12 protein-coding genes and 1 pseudogene are annotated in these 17,283 nt (G+C 73.0%); 4 read left to right on the top strand and 9 right to left on the bottom strand.

Annotated features, from left to right (window positions below):
- Positions 1-167: 167 nt before the first annotated feature.
- The 3 genes from ACZ45Q_RS10425 to rsmH all read right to left on the bottom strand — a co-directional run bounded on the left by ACZ45Q_RS10425 (position 168) and on the right by rsmH (position 4,019).
- On the bottom strand, positions 168-2,135 hold the full coding sequence (locus ACZ45Q_RS10425; RefSeq protein WP_468258580.1) for a peptidoglycan D,D-transpeptidase FtsI family protein: 1,968 nt from the start codon (positions 2,133-2,135) through the stop codon (positions 168-170).
- Between the two features lie 5 nt (positions 2,136-2,140).
- Positions 2,141-2,692 (bottom strand): cell division protein FtsL, encoded by a 552-nt coding sequence (gene ftsL / locus ACZ45Q_RS10420; protein ID WP_468257819.1) that lies wholly within the window; start codon positions 2,690-2,692, stop codon positions 2,141-2,143.
- 370 nt (positions 2,693-3,062) lie between these two features.
- Positions 3,063-4,019, bottom strand: coding sequence for a 16S rRNA (cytosine(1402)-N(4))-methyltransferase RsmH (gene rsmH / locus ACZ45Q_RS10415; protein WP_468257816.1), 957 nt, complete (start codon positions 4,017-4,019; stop codon positions 3,063-3,065).
- A gap of 522 nt (positions 4,020-4,541) precedes the next feature.
- Between rsmH and ACZ45Q_RS10410 the strand changes: the two genes are divergently transcribed.
- The 4 genes from ACZ45Q_RS10410 to ACZ45Q_RS10395 all read left to right on the top strand — a co-directional run bounded on the left by ACZ45Q_RS10410 (position 4,542) and on the right by ACZ45Q_RS10395 (position 10,180).
- Positions 4,542-5,090, top strand: a complete 549-nt coding sequence (locus ACZ45Q_RS10410) for a beta-class carbonic anhydrase (RefSeq protein ID WP_468257814.1) — start codon at positions 4,542-4,544, stop codon at positions 5,088-5,090.
- Positions 5,091-5,370: 280 nt separating this feature from the next.
- Complete coding sequence (locus tag ACZ45Q_RS10405) at positions 5,371-6,411, top strand: AAA family ATPase (RefSeq protein ID WP_468257812.1); 1,041 nt, start codon at positions 5,371-5,373, stop codon at positions 6,409-6,411.
- Entirely contained in the window at positions 6,411-7,790 is a 1,380-nt protein-coding gene (locus ACZ45Q_RS10400; RefSeq protein ID WP_468257810.1) for a DUF58 domain-containing protein, read from the top strand. Before ACZ45Q_RS10405 ends, ACZ45Q_RS10400 begins: the two co-directional genes overlap by 1 nt.
- Complete coding sequence (locus ACZ45Q_RS10395; RefSeq protein ID WP_468257807.1) at positions 7,790-10,180, top strand: transglutaminase TgpA family protein; 2,391 nt, start codon at positions 7,790-7,792, stop codon at positions 10,178-10,180. Before ACZ45Q_RS10400 ends, ACZ45Q_RS10395 begins: the two co-directional genes overlap by 1 nt.
- Before the next feature lie 467 nt (positions 10,181-10,647).
- Here the strand turns inward: ACZ45Q_RS10395 and ACZ45Q_RS10390 are convergent, their stop codons facing one another.
- From ACZ45Q_RS10390 to ACZ45Q_RS10365, 6 genes and pseudogenes are all read right to left on the bottom strand, one after another.
- Positions 10,648-11,049, bottom strand: coding sequence for a DUF3040 domain-containing protein (locus ACZ45Q_RS10390; RefSeq protein WP_468257804.1), 402 nt, complete (start codon positions 11,047-11,049; stop codon positions 10,648-10,650).
- 294 nt (positions 11,050-11,343) lie between these two features.
- Positions 11,344-12,171, bottom strand: a complete 828-nt coding sequence (locus ACZ45Q_RS10385; protein WP_468257802.1) for a methyltransferase — start codon at positions 12,169-12,171, stop codon at positions 11,344-11,346.
- Between the two features lie 359 nt (positions 12,172-12,530).
- Positions 12,531-13,061, bottom strand: a pseudogene (locus ACZ45Q_RS10380) (SAV_6107 family HEPN domain-containing protein); the annotation flags it as partial.
- Positions 13,062-13,217: 156 nt separating this feature from the next.
- On the bottom strand, positions 13,218-14,195 hold the full coding sequence (locus tag ACZ45Q_RS10375; protein WP_468257799.1) for a TniQ family protein: 978 nt from the start codon (positions 14,193-14,195) through the stop codon (positions 13,218-13,220).
- A complete protein-coding gene (locus tag ACZ45Q_RS10370) occupies positions 14,192-15,250 on the bottom strand; it encodes a TniB family NTP-binding protein (RefSeq protein WP_468257796.1) in 1,059 nt (352 codons plus the stop codon). Before ACZ45Q_RS10370 ends, ACZ45Q_RS10375 begins: the two co-directional genes overlap by 4 nt.
- Positions 15,247-17,280: a transposase gene (locus ACZ45Q_RS10365; protein WP_468257794.1), complete on the bottom strand. Its 2,034-nt coding sequence runs from the start codon at positions 17,278-17,280 to the stop codon at positions 15,247-15,249. The genes ACZ45Q_RS10370 and ACZ45Q_RS10365 overlap by 4 nt, the downstream gene beginning before the upstream one ends.
- Positions 17,281-17,283 lie beyond the last annotated feature (3 nt).

Genomic DNA, 17,283 nt, shown 5'->3' with positions numbered 1-17,283 from the left:
GTTTGGGACTGATCAGGCTGTGGCACGGCGGTGAGCGTACCGGGCGCACCCGCTTCCGGGCGAAGCGAGGGGCGGGGGGAGGCCTCGGGGCGGCTGTGGTTCCCGGGGTCGGGGGTGATCGTCGTCACGGGTGGTTCCTGGGTGGCTCGGTACTGCAACGGTGCTGATCAGGGTTTGAAGGTGACCGGGATGTTGGCGGGGGCGGCCCCGGTCGGCGGGACCTGGAGGGTCTTCAGGGCGAACTCCATGACCTGCTTGTAGATGGGTCCGCAGATCTGGCCGCCGAAGTAGCTGCCCTTCGTGGCGTTCTGGATGGCGCAGTAGACGGTGACGCGGGGTTGGTCCGCGGGCGCGAACCCGGCGAACGACGAGGTGTAGCCCTTGTACTTGCCGGTGGCCGGATCCACGCGGTTGGCCGTGCCCGTCTTGCCCGCGACCCGGTAGCCGGGGATGCGGGCCTTGGTGCCGGTGCCCTCCTCGTCGTCGACGACGGACTCCAGCATCCGCGCGAGCGTCTTCGCCGTCTTCTCGCTGACCACACGGGTCTTCTCGGGCTTCGGGGCGGGCGTGAAGCGTCCGTCGGGGCCCTTGGTGCCGCGCACCAGCGTGGGTTCGATCCGGACGCCGCCGTTGGCGATCGTCGAGTAGACGGAGGCGGCCTGGAGGGCGTTGACGGACACGCCCTGGCCGAAAGGAATCGTGTACTGCTGCGAGGTCGACCACTGGCCGGGGGGCGCGAGGATGCCCTTGGTCTCGCCGGGGAAGCCGAGCCCGCTGTACTCGCCGAGGCCGAACTTGCGCAGGTAGGAGTAGAGCACCTTGTTGGACTCCGCCTGGTTCTCGCCCAGCTGGCCGGTGGCGAGGATGGTCCCGATGTTGCTGGACTTGGCCAGCACGCCGTTGAGCGTCAGGTACCAGGTGGGATGGTCGACGTCGTCCTTGAACAGCCGGTCGCCGCGGTGCAGCCGGTTCGGCACGGTGACGTGGGTCATCGGTGTGGCCACGTTCTCCTCCAGCACCGCGGCCATCGACATCACCTTGGCGGTGGAGCCCGGCTCGAAGGCGTCCTGGAGGGCGGCGTTGCCGAGCGCCTCGGGGTCGGCGTGGGCGAGGTCGCCGGGGTCGAAGCCGGGCGAGTTGGCCATGGCGAGGATCTCGCCGGTCCGGGTGTCCTGGACGATGACGTAGCCGCCGTCCGCGGCGGACTTCTTCACCTGCTCGCTGATGGCGTGCTGGGCGGCCCACTGGATGTCGCGGTCGATGGTCAGCTCGACGTCGCTGCCGGGCACGGCCGGGGTCTCCGTGGAGCCGACGGTGGGCACCCTGAGGCCGCCGGACTGGGCGTAGCGGATCTTGCCGTCCTGGCCGGCCAGCGTCTTGTCGAGCTTGCGCTCCAGGCCGCCGCTGCCCTCGCCCTCGGAGTTGACCCAGCCGAGGACCCCGGCGGCGAGGCTGCCGTTGGGGTACACGCGCTTGCTGCTGGGGTCTGCGAAGACGCCGGCCAGGACGTTGACCGTGGACCTGTCCGTCTCGGCCTTCCTGGCGAGGGCGGTCTTCAGGTCCTTGATCTGGTTCCAGACCTGCGGGGTGCGGCTGCGGGCGAGGCGGACGTAGCGCAGGTCCTTGTCGGCCGGGCGGAGCTTTTCGGCCAGGTCCTCCTGGTCCGCGCCGAGGATCGGGGCGAGGAGCGCCGCGGCCTGCTCGGGACCGTCGCCGACCTTCAGCTGCTCGCGGGTGAACATCGTGGGGTCGGCGGTGATGTCGTAGGCGTCCACGGTGGTCGCCAGGGCGACGCCGTTGCGGTCGGTGATGCCGCCGCGTTCGGCGGGGAGGTCGTGCACGACGTAGCGGTTCTGCTCGGCGCGGGCGGCGTAGGTGCCGGCGTCGACGGCCTGCACCTGGAGCAGCCGCACGGTGAACGCGATGAGGACCAGGGTCAGGGCCAGGCCGATCAGCCGCAGGCGGGGCCGCGGGCTGCCGAGCCGGAGGGGGCGCTGCGCGGCCGGACGGGGCGGGGCGGGGCGGCGGGCCGGGCGGGCGCCGGGGCCGGGGCGCCGGCCACCGCCGGGGCGGGCGGGCCGGGCGGGTCCGGGCACCCGGCGGCGCTGCTGCTGCCTGCCGTAATCGCCATCCACTTCGGTCACCTGCCGGAGGTCGGGGACGGGGTCAGAGGGGGCGCGGGTGTGGGCGTCGTGGCCGGTGAGGACGCCGGTGGGGCCGGTGACGTGTCCGGTGCCGGGCCGGTGTCCGGCGTGGCGGTGCCCGGCGTCGTGGCGACGGGCGGCGCGACCAGCGCCTCGGGGGCGACCACCAGCGGGGTGGCCGGGCCGGCGGCGGGGCTCGCGGACCCCTTGACCTTGCCGTCGGGGGTGAGGAACGCGGGGTCGCCGCCGGGCACCATGCCCAGTTCCCGGGCCCGGCGCTGGAGCGCCTGGGGAGCGGAGTAGGCGTCGACGTCGCGTTGCAGGGCCTGCTCCTGGTCGGTGAGGCTCTTGGTCTCCTCCTTCAGGTCGTCGAGCTGGAACGACCCCTCGCTCAGGGCGGAGTTCAGCACCAGCAGCACGATGAGACCGCCGCCGAGAAGGAGGACGACGAGCAGCACGAAGGGCGTACGGGCGGCCCGCGCCCGGCCCGCGGGCAGGAGCCGGGCGAGCCGCGCCGCCCTGCCCTTCAGCTCGGGTTTCCTGCTCACTCGCCCTCCCCGCGTCCGGCGTCCGCCGCGAACCCTGCGTCTGCGCGCGCCGGGCGGCCGCCCGGCGTCCGGTGCGTGCGCCCGGCGTGGGCGCGCCGCCACCTGCCCCCGGGCCCGGCGTGCCCGGCCACGCGCACAGCGTGCTCGGCGTGCCCGGCCACGCGCGCAGCGTGCCCGGCGTGCCCGGCCACGCGCGCAGCGTGCCCGGCGTGTTCGGCCACGCGCCCGGCGTGCCCGGCACCGGGCCTCCGGGCGGTCCGGCGCGTGGTGGCGCCCCCCGTGGGGAAGCGTGCCGGGCGTCGTACCGCGGACGCCGCGGCGGCGACAGGACCCGCGGCCGCCGTCGGCCGGCACCCCCGCCTCGGCTGCCTCACTCGACGTCCTCCCTGATGCGCTGGGCCCCGCGCAGCCGCGCCGGTGCCGCACGCCGGTTCTCGGCGATCTCTTCCTCGGTGGGAAGTTCGGCACCGCGCGTGAGCAGCTTGAGCCGGGGGGCGTAGCGCTCGGGGACCACCGGGAGACCGGGCGGCGCGGTGTTGGCGGCACCGGCCGCGAACACCTGCTTGACCAGCCGGTCCTCCAGCGAGTGGTAGGACAGCACGGCGATCCGCCCGCCCACGGCGAGCGCCTTCACGGCCGCCGGGACGGCCCGCTCCAGCACCGACAGCTCGCCGTTGACCTCGATACGCAGCGCCTGGAAGGTGCGCTTGGCGGGGTTGCCGCCGGTGCGCTTGGCGGCCTGCGGAAGTGCCGTGCGGATCAGCTCCACCAGCCGGGCGCTGTTGGTGAACGGCTCCTTCTCGCGCTCGCGCACGATCGCGGAGACGATCCGCTTGGCCTGCTTCTCCTCGCCGTACGCGCGCAGGATGCGCACCAGCTCGCCGGGCGGGTAGGTGTTGAGGACCTCGGCGGCGCTGATGCCGGCCGACTGGTCCATGCGCATGTCGAGCGGGGCGTCCTGGGCGTAGGCGAAGCCGCGGCCGGCCTCGTCGAGCTGCATGGAGGAGACGCCGAGGTCGAACAGGATCCCCTGGACGCGCGGGACGCCGAGCCGGTCGAGGACGCCGGGCAGCTCGTCGTACACGGCGTACACCAGGGTGGCGCGCTCCCCGTACCGGGCGAGCCGCTCGCCGGACAGGCGCAGCGCCTCCTTGTCGCGGTCGAGGCCGATCAGCCGCGCCTCGGGGAAGCGCTCCAGCAGCGCCTCGCTGTGGCCGCCGAGGCCGAGCGTGCAGTCCACGACGACCGAACCGGGCTCCTTCAGGGCGGGCGCCAGCAGGTCCAGGCACCGCTGGAGCATCACCGGGACGTGTCGACTCTCGCTCAACGGGGACGGCCTCTCAGGTCCGGCGCGACGGTACGCACCGCCGGGTCCCCGCCCTCCCCCGGCGAGCCGGGGGTCCCCCGGAGAAGCGGGGCCTGCCGGCGCCGGAAGCGACAGCCGACCGTGAGCGGGAGGAGGCCGAGCCGTACGTACGCGCCGCGCACGTGGGGAGATCCGGGGTACGTCGCCCTGGTCTCCGGATGTTTCAGTCCAGCAGGGAGAGCCTCGCCTCCCGCTTCGCGTCACTTTAGTCCACCCTGTCGCCCGGTCAATCAACCGGCCTGCGCGTCGCGGGCCGGTGCGCGGCCGAAGCCGCCGGACCCGGGGATTCACTCGTACGGAGTGAGTCACGTGCCCTCCGTGGGTCAACTCACACCGGAGCGCGTTGACGGGCGTTGTTGCCCCTTGTTCCCTTCTTTGTCCCTTCTTTTGTGCCCCCGCCGGGCCCCTGCCGGGCCGCCGCGGGCCCGGCAGGGGCCCCCTCACGGCGGGCCCACGGCTCCGGTGACCAGTAACGTCATGGGTATGACGACTTCTGCATCGGTTCCCGCAGGCTCCGAGTCCGCAATAGCCGGCGCCGGCTCTGTCACCGACCGCCTCGTGGCGGCGAACGCACGGTACGCCGCCGAGTTCACCGACCCGGGGATGGACGCCCGGCCGGTCCAGCAGGTCGCCGTCGTGGCCTGCATGGACGCGCGCCTGGACCTGCACGCCGCGCTCGGGCTGCGGCTCGGCGACTGCCACACCATCCGCAACGCGGGCGGCGTCGTCACCGACGACGTCATCCGCTCCCTGACCATCAGCCAGCGGGCACTGGGCACCCGCAGCGTGGTCCTCATCCACCACACCGGCTGCGGCCTGGAGTCCCTCACCGAGGAGTTCCGGCACGAGCTGGAGCTGGAGGTCGGCCAGCGGCCCTCCTGGGCGGTGGAGTCGTTCCGGGACGTGGACCAGGACGTGCGGCAGTCGATGCGGCGGGTGCGGACCTCGCCCTTCCTGCTGCACACCGACGACGTGCGCGGCTTCGTGTTCGACGTGAAGACGGGCCTGCTGCGCGAGATCGACGCCGCCTGACCGCCCCGGACCCCGCGGCGCCACTCCGCGACAACCGGTTCGGCACCCCGCAAGCGCCGCAAAGGTCGTAAGACCCGACAAATCGCGGTCAGTTGTCCACAGGCGAGTGACACGAATCGGTAACGGCAGCAAGAATGCGGGGAGTGGCGTCGCGCGGAACTTTTCCCGGGTGGTGTCCGTGTTCGGGGTGGGCCGGTCCGCAGCGCAAGGGCATCGGTCCGGAAAGTTGGGGTAACCCCTTGCTTCTCAGCAAGCGTGGGGAAGGGCCGAGGAGGGCCGGGTGACGACCTATGACGATCGAGCGAGCCTCACTGAACTGACCGCGGTGGTCGAGCGGGTGCGCGGTTCGGTGGAAGGCGTGATCGAGGGCAAGCCCGAGGTCGTACGGCTCTCGCTGACCGTGCTGCTCGCCGAGGGCCATCTGCTGATCGAGGACGTCCCCGGGGTCGGCAAGACCATGCTGGCCAAGGCGCTGGCGCGGTCCATCGACTGTTCCGTGCGGCGGATCCAGTTCACCCCCGACCTGCTGCCCTCGGACATCACGGGTGTGTCCATCTGGGACCAGCAGCGCCGGGACTTCGAGTTCAAGCCGGGTGCGATCTTCGCGCAGGTGGTGATCGGCGACGAGATCAACCGCGCCTCGCCGAAGACCCAGTCCGCGCTGCTGGAGTCGATGGAGGAGCGCCAGGTCACCATCGACGGCAAGACCTACGAGCTGCCCAGCCCCTTCCTGGTGGTGGCGACGCAGAACCCGGTCGAGATGGAGGGCACCTACCCGCTGCCGGAGGCCCAGCGCGACCGTTTCATGGCCCGGGTCTCGATCGGCTATCCGAGCGCGGAGGCCGAGCTCCAGATGCTCGACGTGCACGGCGGGGTGAGCCCGCTGGACGACCTCCAGCCGGTGGCCCACGCGCACGAGATCGTCAAGCTGGTCGAGGCGGTGCGCGGCGTCCACGTCGCCGAGCCGGTCCGGCGGTACGCGGTCGATCTGGTCGCCGCCACCCGCACGCACCCGGATCTCAGACTCGGCGCCTCGCCGCGCGCCACCCTGCATCTGCTGCGCGCGGCGAAGGCGTCCGCGGCCCTCGACGGCCGGGAGTACGTCCTGCCGGACGACGTCCAGGCCCTCGCCGTCGCCGTCCTGGCCCACCGCCTGCTGCCCACGGCACAGGCCCAGCTCAACCGCCGCACGGCCGAACAGGTCGTCCAGGAGATCCTCCAGCGCACGCCGGTGCCCGCCGCCGCACCCCAGCAGGCGAGTGCCTTCGGACTCGGTCGCGGCGGCCCGGCGTACGGCCAGCAGCCGCCGCGGAGGCTGTGATGTCCGGCGGGGGGACGGGGCAGGCGGACGGCGGCGACCGAGGTGACAAAAGCGGCGTCCGTACCGCCCTGTCCGGTCTGACCACCCGCGGCCGGTCCTTCCTCGCCGCCGGTGTCGCCGCCGGGGTCTGCGCCTATGTGCTCGGGCAGAGCGATCTGCTCCGGGTCGGGCTGCTGCTGGCGGTGCTGCCGCTGGTGTGCGCGCTCGTCCTGTACCGCACGCGCCATCGGGTCGCGGGCAGCCGCCGGCTGTCCCCCGGGCGGGTGCCCGCGGGCAGCGAGGCCCGGGTCCATCTGCGCATCGAGAACGTCTCGCGGCTGCCCACCGGTCTGCTGATGCTCCAGGACCGGGTGCCCTACGTGCTCGGTCCGCGCCCCCGCTTCGTGCTCGACCGGGTCGAGGCGGGCGGCCGGCGCGAGGTGTCCTACCGGGTCCGCTCCGATCTGCGGGGCCGCTATCCGCTGGGGCCGCTCCAGCTGCGCCTGACCGACCCGTTCGGCATGTGCGAGCTGACCCGCTCCTTCTCGACCCACGACACCCTGACCGTGATCCCGCGCGTCGAGCCGCTGCCGCCGGTGCGGCTGGGCGGCGAGGCCAAGGGGTACGGCGACGGACGGCAGCGCTCGCTGGCCCTGGCGGGCGAGGACGACGTGATCCCGCGCGGCTACCGCTACGGCGACGACCTGCGCCGCGTCCACTGGCGCTCCACGGCCCGCTACGGCGAGCTGATGGTGCGCCGCGAGGAACAGCCGCAGCGCTCCCGCTGCACGGTGCTGCTGGACACCCGGGGCGTCGCCTTCGCGGGCGCCGGTCCCGACTCGGCCTTCGAGTGGGCGGTGTCGGGCGCGGCGTCGGTGCTGGTGCACATGCTGGAGCGGGGCTTCTCGGTGCGGCTGCTCACCGACACCGGCAGCGTGGTGCCCGGCGAGGGCGCCGACGGCTTCGCGGGCGCCAGCCAGGAGACGGCGGACGCGGCCGGGCTGATGATGGACACCCTCGCGGTGATCGACCACTCCGGCGATACGGGCCTGTCCCGGGCGTACGACGTGCTGCGCGGCGGCGGTGAGGGGCTGCTGGTGGCGTTCTTCGGCGACCTCGACGAGGAGCAGGCCGCGGTGGCCGCCAGGATGCGTCAGCGCAGCGCAGGTGCGCTCGCCTTCGTCCTCGACAGCGGCGCCTGGCTGCGGGAACCGACCGACGTGTCCGGCCCGTTGGACGGGACGGAGGGGCGGCTGCGCCTGCTGCGCGAGGCCGGCTGGACGGTCGTGAGCGTGCCGCGGGGCGCCTCCTTGGAAGCGCTGTGGCGCCAGGCGGACCGGGAGCGCTCGGGCATCGCCGCGTCGAGCGGTGCCGCGACGAGCGGTGGGGAGGGCGCGTGATGAGCGGGCGGGCACGGCTGACGGTGTGCGCGTGGGCGGCCACGCTGATGGCGTCGTGCGCGCTGCTGCCCCTGGTCGAACCGGCCACATGGATCTTCCAGGCCGCCTTCCTGCTCGGCGTCCTGTCGGTGGTGGGCGCGGCCACCCGCCGGGTGCCGCTGGCCCGGCCGCTGACCGTGGCGGTCCAGGCCCTGGTGGCGCTGCTGCTGCTGACGCTGGTCTTCGCCCGCGGTCAGGCCTTCGCCGGGCTGATACCGGGCCCGGAGGCGTTCACCCGGTTCGCCGAGCTGCTGCGCGAGGGCGGCGACGACATCGCGCGGTACGCGATCCCGGCGCCGCTGGAGTCCGACGGCATCCGGCTGATGCTCATCGGCGGTGTCCTGGTGATCGGGCTGCTGGTGGACGCGCTGGCGGTCACCTTCCGCAGCGCGGCCCCGGCCGGGCTGCCGCTGCTCGCCCTGTACTCGGTGGCCGCGGGGCTGTCCGACGGCGCCGCCGACTGGCTGTGGTTCCTGATCGCGGCGGCGGGCTATCTGATGCTGTTGCTCGCCGAGGGGCGGGACCGGCTCTCGCAGTGGGGCCGCGTCTTCGGCGGGGCATCCCGCGCCCAGGACGGCGAGCGGGGCGACGCGGTCGCTCCCGTGCGCACCGGGCGCCGCATCGGCGTGGTGGCGCTCGGCGTCGCCCTGGTCGTGCCGCTCGCCCTCCCGGCGATGAACGGCGGCCTGCTGGACGGCGCGGGCACGGGCGTGGGGTCCGGCACCGGCGGCGGGGGCACGATCTCGGCGGTGAACCCGCTGGTCTCCCTCCGCGACAGCCTGAACGTGGACGACGACCGCGAGGTCCTCTCGGTGCGCACCGAGACCGACGACTACTCCGGCCTGTATCTGCGCATCGTGTCCCTGGACGAGTTCGACGGCACCACGTGGAAGCCGTCGAAACGGCAGATCACCGCGGTGCCGGACGGCGGGTTCCCGACCCCGCCGGGTCTCGGCCCCGACATCCGGCGCGACGAGATCGCCACGACGATCACGGCGGCGGACTGGTACGCGCAGGACTGGCTGCCGATGCCGTACCCGCCCAGCGGCGTACGGGTCGCGGGCAACTGGCGGTACGAGCCGGTGGGCATGACGCTCGTCGGCGACCACGGCCAGAACACCCGGGGTCTGACGTACCAGGTGCGGAGCCTGGAGGTCCAGCCGACGGCGGAGCAGCTGGCCTCGGCGCCCCCGCCGCCCGCCGCGCTGCGCGAGGAGTACACCGAGCTGCCGGACTCGCTGCCGGCGGTCGTCTCCCGCACCGCCCGCGACATCACGGCGGGCGCGCCGAGCACCTACGACCAGGCGGTCAGGCTCCAGGAGTACTTCGCGGTCAACGGCGGGTTCGAGTACGACACCCAGGTGGAGGTCGGCAGCGGCTCGCAGGCGATCGCCCGGTTCCTGCGGGACAAGCAGGGCTTTTGCATCCACTTCTCCTTCGCCATGGCGGCGATGGCCCGGTCGCTGGACATACCGGCCCGGGTCGCGGTCGGCTTCGCGCCGGGCTCCCCGCAGGCGAACGGCACGGTGTCGGTGGGGCTGCGGGACGCGCACGCCTGGCCCGAGCTGTACTTCGAGGGCGTGGGCTGGACCCGCTTCGAGCCGACCCCGACCCGCGGCTCGATCCCGCCCTACACGGTGCCGGACGCGCCGGGCAGCAGCACCCCGGACGTGGCGCGGCCCTCGCAGGAGGCGTCGACGGCCCCCTCGGCGGCGCCCTCCGCGAGCGAGAGCTGCCCGGGTGAGCAGCGGCAGCTGGGGGCCTGTGAGAGCGAGTCCCCGCAGGCCGTCCTGCCCGCGGGCGGTGGCGGACCGAAGTGGTACGTGCTGCTGGCGTGGGCGCTGGGCGGGCTCGCGCTGCTCGCGGTGCCCTTGGCCCCGATGCTGTGGCGGATGCGGGGCCGGGCGGTCCGGCTGGGCTCGCACGGCCGGGGCGAGGCGGACGTGGCGCCGCACACGCTGGCGGTGTGGCAGGAGCTGACGGACACGGCGTGGGACCACGGCATCGCGCCGGACGAGTCGCTGACGCCACGCCGGGCGGCGGGCCGCATCGCCCGGCTCGGCGGGCTGGACCCGGCGGCCACGGCGTCGGTGCACCGGGTCGCGGACGCCGTGGAGCAGGTCCTGTACGCGCCCCGGCCGCAGCCCGCGGCCGGCCTCACCGACGACGTGCACCGGGTGACCGCCGGTCTGCGGGCCGCGGTGGGACGCGGTACGCGGCTGCGCGCTCTCCTGCTGCCCCGTTCGACCGTACGGGTGGTCTGGGCGGTCTCGGACTGGTGGACCGGCGTCCGGTCCCGGCTCACGGCGGCCCGCCCGGCCTGGACCCGCCCGACGAGCCAGCGGGGCTGACACCGGCACGCTTGAGGAGTCCGGCGCGGTCGGCGAGTCCGGCGCGCCTGGCGAGTACGGCGGGGTCGGCGAGTCCGGCCGGTCGGCGAAGTCGCGGGGGCGGCGGGGCTCGGCCCATCCGGCCCCGGATCGACGTGGCTCGCGTGGTGGGACCGCGGCCCGCAGGGCTCCCCCGGTCGGCTGTTCCGAGCGTGGGAGCTGGGCGGGTGCGGCCCCTTGCGTCCTCCGACAGGACCGGCCTACGAGGCGCGCCCGTCCCTGCGGGCGGCGTGCGGCGCTCCGCTGGTCACTGCGAGGGCCCGCCGGCCCCTGCCTGCGAGCGTGCCGTCGGCCCCTGCCTGCGAGCGTGCCGCTGGTCCCTTCGAGCGCGCCATCCGCCCTTGCGGGCGCACGCGAGGGGGTGACCACCGGCAGGGTGGTCACCCCCTCGTGCGAGTCTTCGGCTGTGGCAGAGCCGGGCCGGAAGGCTAATGGCCGCCCTGCTGCTCGTCGCGGCGCCGCTGCCAGCGCTCTTCGATGCGCTCCATCATGGAGCGTTTCTGCCGGGCTGGGCGGCGTCCTTGGGGTGCTGCCCCGGCCGCGGGCTGTTCGCCCGGCTTCGGGGCCTTGCGCCAGCCGGTCACGGCGAGAACCGCGCAGCCCAGCATCACGAGGAATCCCACGACACTGAGCCAGACCTGCTGGGCGACCATACCGGCCATGAGGAGCGCAATACCCACGAGGAAGCCCGCGACCGCCTGGTAGACCCGTCGCCGGGTGTACGTACGCAGCCCGCTACCCTCGAGCGCTGTCGCGAACTTGGGATCTTCGGCGTACAGCGCTCGCTCCATCTGCTCGAGCATGCGCTGCTCGTGCTCCGAGAGCGGCACGGAGTCCTCCTCATCGTGCAGTCGCCGGGGCGACCCGGGGGGTCCCTTCAGGATAGGCAGGGAATCGCCCCCGTGAAACCCGCCCCTCTGCGCCAATTGGCCAACCGGTCTCCGCCATGGACGTGCCGGCTCGCTGAGATTCCCATTCCCCGGCGGCCGACCCGTCATGCCGGGCGGTCTCCTTCGATCATACGGCGACAGACCCCCGTTCGGGGGGCCTGTGGCGTACTCCATGTGCGGCCGAGGCACTGATCAGCGGCGCGCCACCCGGGCGACGGGGGCTCCTCGGTCCCCTCAGGCCTCTGAGGCCCCTTGCGCCTCACCCAGCACATGGAGCTGGGTGGCCACGGAGTGGAACGCGGGCAGTTCCGCCGCGGCGGCCTCCAGCTTCAGCAGCGCGTCCAGCGCCCCGGGCTCGGTGTCCACCAGTACCCCGGGGACCAGGTCGGCGAAGACCCGCACGCCGTGCACGGCGCCCACGCGCAGGCCGGCGCCCTCGACCAGACCGGTGAGCTGTTCGGCGGTGAACCGGCGCGGCATGGGGTCGCCGGTCCCCCAGCGTCCGTCCGGATCACCGAGGGCCTGCCTGGCCTCGCTGAAGTGGCCGGCGAGGGCGCGGGCGAGCACCGCACCGCCGAGGCCGGCGGCGAGCAGGCTGAGAACCCCTTCGGCGCGCAGGGCGGCCACCGCGTTGCGGACGCCCTCGGCCGGGTCGTCCACGTACTCCAGGACGCCGTGGCACAGCACCGCGTCGTACCCGCCGCGCTCGACCACGTCGAAGAGGCCGTGGGCGTCGCCCTGGACGCCCCGCACGCGCTCGTCGACACCGGCCTCGGCGGCACGGCGCTCCAGGGCGAAGAGCGCGTTGGGGCTGGGGTCGACGACCGTGACGCGGTGGCCGAGGCGGGCCAGGGGCACCGCGAAGTTGCCGCTGCCGCCTCCGGTGTCCAGGACGTCCAGCGCCTGGCGGCCCGTGGCCTTCACACGGCGGTCGAGGGCCTCCTGGAGGACCTCCCAGACCACGGCGGTCCGGACGGCGGCGCGGGGGCGGGAGGGGTCGGAGCGCAGCGACGTCGCGTGAGGGTGGTGGTGGGAGACCGGAGGGCGCATGGGGTCCGACACGGCAGTTGACTCCTCGGCGCGGCACCGCCTCTGGCACGGCGGAGCGAACGGGGTGCCTCCCCCGGCACGGCCGGGAGGGGCGGGATTCAGGCGCCCCCCACCCTATGCCTCCCGTGGTCCGCGCGGTCATGCCGGTGGCACCGCGGGGATCATCCGGCGTCCGGCATGCCCTCCCCTCGGACGTTCCCCTGGACGTTTCCTCGCATGTTCCCCCGGAGGTCGCTCCTGACGTCGCCGCCGAGGTCGCCCCCGGGTGCGCTCCCGCCGTCACCCCTGGTGCCGCTCCAGGCGTCACCGCGGCCGGCCTCCGGCCGGTCGATGTGCCGGTCGATGTGCCGGTCCGTGTTCGGGTCGGTGTTCGGGGTGGCGTGCCGGTCGGTGTCCGGGCGCGGCTGGGGCAGGACCGGCTGGAGGACCAGCATCCGCTCCACCAGGCGCAGGAACATCGCCACGTCCCGTATCAGGTCGTCGGCGTCCCGGTTGCTGGCCGCGCCCTGGATGCCCGCCTCGGCCCGGGCACGGCGCCGGGCCCCGGAGGCGAACAGGGCGCTCCACTCGGTGAGCTCGGGCGCGATCTCGGGGAGCACTTCCCAGGCGCTCCTGATGCGGGCCCGGGCCCTGGGCGTGGTCTCGGGGCGGCCCCGGGCGGCGAGCACGGCGGCGGCGGTGCGCAGGGCGGCGAGGTGGGCGCGCGCATAGCGCTCGTTCGGTGTTTCGAGGACGGTCGCCTCGTCCAGTCCGGCGCGGGCCCGGGCCAGCAGGTCGAGGGCGGCGGGCGGGGCGGTGGACCGGCGGAGCACGGGGTGGACGTCGCTCGCCGGACCGGTCAGTGAGGGGGCAGGGCCGGCGGCGCGGCGCCGACGGGCGGCGGCTGCGGACGGGTTGGCCATGACGATCCTCCTGTCGTCTGTGTGACGGCACGTCCTCATACGGGGGTGCCGTATGTGCCCATCGTGAGGTATGGCACTGACAATCCGATCTGACCTGGTGTTCTTTCTCAGCGAGGGTGGCGAGAGGGGCATCTTCTGAGCTGCGGTTCGCCATGATCATTGAGAGGTTCGCGGTGTCGCCGTCTCAGTGATCATGGCGCTTTTGGGGTTCCGCCAGCGGGCCCGGTCCGTCTGAACCGCGAGAAAGAACTTGTTGATGGGGTCGCCCGTGGGCTGGCGCCGAGGGTCAAGACCGAGGCGGAGCCGCAGATGCCTTTTGAACTTCCACTCCCGGATGCCGGGGCGCTTGAAGAAGAGGGGGTCGAGGTAGATCGGCACGAGTGCGCAGGCGAGGGTCACGACTTCTGGATGGGCCATGATGTGGGTGGTCAGGTCCCAGCTGCGGAACCAGTGGGGCAGACCCAGCTTGATCCGGCGGTGTTGCCAGAGTTCTTCGAGCATGGGTTCCCGGCTCGGGATGCTGGCCCAGCCGCTGATGATCCAGCGGGCGTCGCGGACGCAGCAGGCCATGATGTGGCTGCCGTGGGTTTTGCGGAGCTTGCGAAGTCTTCGTTGCGCTCGGGCGATCTCCGGGACCGCCGAGATGTCCTTGGGTTCGGGTGTCTGCCAGGTGTGGTGGCGGTGACACACAATGTCCGGCAGAGACAGGTGCGCTCGGACCTGGGTGCTGATGCCGCGGCGGAGGGTGCACTGGCGGCAGATGACCGCGTTGGGTGAGTGTGCCTGGCGCATCCAGAACGTGGGAACGTCCGTGGGCAGGGCCGATGCCTCGCGGATCGACCAGGACAGTCCGGGCAGCGCCTTCCGCAACCGTTCGACGGGAATCCCGGACATGACGGCGAGTCGCGCGACGGCAGGCTGGTTGAGGGTGGCTTCCCAGGGCAGAGTGGTGCTGCTTGCTCCGGCCCTGTGGGGCACTCCGATGTATCTCCAGAGGGCGGTGTGCGGGATGCGGTTGGCCTGGGCGAGGCGGGCGACATAGGAGGGCAGCGACTCCCCTCCCCAGGGGCGGACGGGGATGCACAGACTCCGGGCGACGCTCAGGGCTTCGGGAGCGTGCTGAACGCGGCTCATCCGGCGCGTCGCTGTGCGGTGCGGGCTCGGCGCGAGCGCGCGGTTAGCGGTGCGCTCGTCTCGGCTGCGGTGTCCAGGGGGATCTCCGCCAGCAGCTGCTTGGTGATTTTCTCGGTGCCGGAGGTCATCGCCCGCAAGGCTGCGGCCCGGATCAGGTGCGCGAGGCTGCCGATCATGCCGGAGGTCCGCTGGTAGAGGAAGTCCGCGTGAGCGGCCAGCATGCCAGGGGTGTGCCGGTGGAGCCGTAGGGACTGTTCCATGGTGGCCAGCAGGGCGAGCCATTCCTGCCGGTGGGCGGGGGTGGCGATGGTGAAGGCTTCGGCGTGGATACTGACGAACCGGCCCGCGATCTGCTTCCCGCGGGTGCCGGCGAACAGTCCGGCGGACTCGACGTCGATTCCCGTGTACACGAACGTGGCCGCGATCCGCTCGGAGAGGTATTTGAGCTGGTCGGACACCTCGGCGCCGGATCTGGTGGTGAGCGAAATGTTGTGGATCTCGTCGACCAGGACCAGTTCGCAGCGCAGTTCGGCCAGGACCTCGCAGACCGCGTTGGTGATCTCGGTCTGGTTCATGCGGCGCAACAGGGGGATGCCGAGGAACCGAGCGAATTCGATCGCGAGCATCTTCGGGGTGGCGGCCGGGGGGACGGTCACGTAGGCGACGGGCAGCCGTGGCCCGCTGTCGGCGGGCAGTCGGCGGCGGACGTGCTGTTCGTGGGCCTTGCCGAGCTGGGTGATCGCGGTGGTCTTGCCGGTGCCGGCCTCGCCGGAGACGATCAGGCCGCGGCGGGCGGAGACCTGGCGGCGGTTGAGGAGGGTCAGCTCCCGGCCGGTGCGGATCACTTCCATCACGGTCGGGGTCTTCGCGACGAACAGCTGGGTGTGGTGCTCGGCTCTGGCCTCGTCGTAGAGCTCGCGCTCGATGCCGCTCAGCGCCAGCAGCGCGGGGCGGTCCAACAGGGGTGCGGTGACCGGGACGTGCTGGACGAAGCGACTCCACCCTTCCTTCGTGGTCAGGGGAAACTCACGGTCGGCCGGGTTACTGTCGGTCACCGGTAGTCCTCCTCGCTGAAGGGGTCAAAGACACCGAACGGGATGACCTTGGCCAGCTCTGTCGGGGCGGTCCCTTCTGGGTCTTCGCCGTCGTCGGGTTCCGCGGCAGACCGCAGCGGAATCGCCGCCCGGGGCGGCGGAACGTCACCAGGTGGTTCTGACACTTCGCGTTCGGCCCGCCGCAGCAGTGCGTCCAGGGCCCTGGCGACGGCGGTCTGGTCGTCGCCGTCCTGGCCGCGCTCGACAACCTGACGACGGGCCTGGCGCCAGAGCGCGTCGGAGAAGGGGCGGGCGACCAGCGGCAGCAGCGTCCATTCGGCGGTGATCCAGCCGCCATCGCGGTGGTTGCGTACGAACACGTGGCTGAGGTCGTGCGGGTCGTAGTGGACCTCCCACTTCCCGCGCTGGACCGCGACACCGGAGGACTGCCTGCGGTAGGCGGCCAGCTCCGGTGCGTCGTAGGTGCGATGGGCGATGCGGATGCCGTAGTCGTTGATCACCCGCCAGGTCACCGGCAGCAGCTCGATGTAGTCCGACGGCCCCAGCGGCATCGGCAGGTAGCCGCTGGCGGCGACCTGGAGCGCGTAAGAGTCGTTGGGCGACAGAGACCGGCCGGGCAGGAAGGGGTGTACCAGTCCGTCGTGCGGGCGCATCTGCCAGTGGATGACCCATTCCTGGAGCAGGTCGTCCAGTTCGGGCAGGCTGAAGGCCGCTTTGCGGGCCGGGTCGACACCGCGCCGGCTCACGTCCCGTCCGGTGTAGCTGGCGACGTGCTGGCAGAACAGGGTGTTGATCGAGGAGAACGTGCGCTCGACGACGCCCTTGTCGGTCGGGGTGCCGGGATGTGCGAGCTGGACGGAGATGCCCAGGCGCTGGCAGGCGGCGGTGAACGTCTGCGAGAGGTAGACGGTGCCGTGGTCGGTGACGATGGTCTCCGGAACGATCACCGGCTTCGCCGCAGCGTGCTCGAACCGGGCGTCGATCGCCAGCAGCCGGGCATGCGGAAGCCGGGACGCGGAGGCGGCCAGCGCCTGCGGCCAGGCCGGGCGCATCGGTTCGGGCACCAGCATCTTCGCCAGCAGCAGGGCGGCGTCCACCGCCTTCGTGCTCTCCGGACGCAGCACCGCCGCGCAGATCGTCCGGGTGGCGATGTCGACCGCGATCGTCAACTCCGGCCTGCGGACCGTGCCGTCATCAAGGACGGCCAGCAGATCGAGTTTGGTGGTGTCGATCTGGACCTGCTCACCCGGGCGGCTGGCCGTGGTCGGGGTGAACGGGCCGGCGGGCCGGTTGGCGTTCTGCCGCCGGGTGGTGGCCGCGCTGAAAGTGTGCCGCCCCGTGGAAAGCTGCTCGACCAGGCGATAGAAGGCCGCCCGGGACGGCATCGCCACCGCTCCGGGCCCGTGCTCGGTCTCCAGGAGCCGTTCGACCCGCCGCATCAGCCGCGAGCGGGTGCCGGTGGAGGTGTCGGTCTCTTCGCCGATCGCGCGGACGATCGCGCCGATCACCCGCTGGTCGGCCCGTCCAGTCGGGGACGTGGGCCGCATCGCCCTGTGATCCACCAGCCCCAGCAGCCCCTGGGCCCGGTAGCGGGCCCGCATCCGCTGCAAGGTGCGTCGGCCCACCGGCCGCCCCAGCGCGGCCAGTTCGGCGGCCTTCGCCCTCTCCCGCTCGGCCAGAATCGTGCAGGCTGGGTCGTATTCCGGCTTGGGACGGGTTCCCGGCGGAGCGTCCGCGGGCAGCCCGCACTCCACCTCGGCAACATGCCGTTCCCAAAACCGCGCCTCGGCCACCGCCTCCGGCGGCAACGACTCCAGCACGCCCGCTGACGCGAACTCCGCCTCCTCACCGGCCGTCCCGACGAGTGCGAACCCGTCCGAGGACAGCAGGTAGGGCAGCAGCAGAGCCTGGTCACGACCGTCGTCGCCGTGCAGGCGCACGGTGACGCCCTCGATGCCGACCACGGTGTGCTCATTGTCTTCGAAGAGCACCCGGTCACCGACCCGGAGCACTCCCGGCCTGGACGCCATCGC

It is taken from the genome of Streptomyces sp. NPDC031049 (assembly GCF_055571015.1).
Note: the sequence above shows the minus strand (reverse complement) of the source record. Positions and strands in the feature narration are given on the sequence as shown.

Coding starts and splice junctions, on each gene's coding strand:
- ACZ45Q_RS10410 (WP_468257814.1), top strand. CDS start 4,542: ATGACGACTTCTGCATCGGTTCCCGCAGGCTCCGAGTCCGCAATAGCC.
- ACZ45Q_RS10395 (WP_468257807.1), top strand. CDS start 7,790: ATGAGCGGGCGGGCACGGCTGACGGTGTGCGCGTGGGCGGCCACGCTG.
- ACZ45Q_RS10365 (WP_468257794.1), bottom strand. CDS start 17,280: ATGGCGTCCAGGCCGGGAGTGCTCCGGGTCGGTGACCGGGTGCTCTTC.
- ACZ45Q_RS10400 (WP_468257810.1), top strand. CDS start 6,411: ATGTCCGGCGGGGGGACGGGGCAGGCGGACGGCGGCGACCGAGGTGAC.
- ACZ45Q_RS10375 (WP_468257799.1), bottom strand. CDS start 14,195: ATGAGCCGCGTTCAGCACGCTCCCGAAGCCCTGAGCGTCGCCCGGAGT.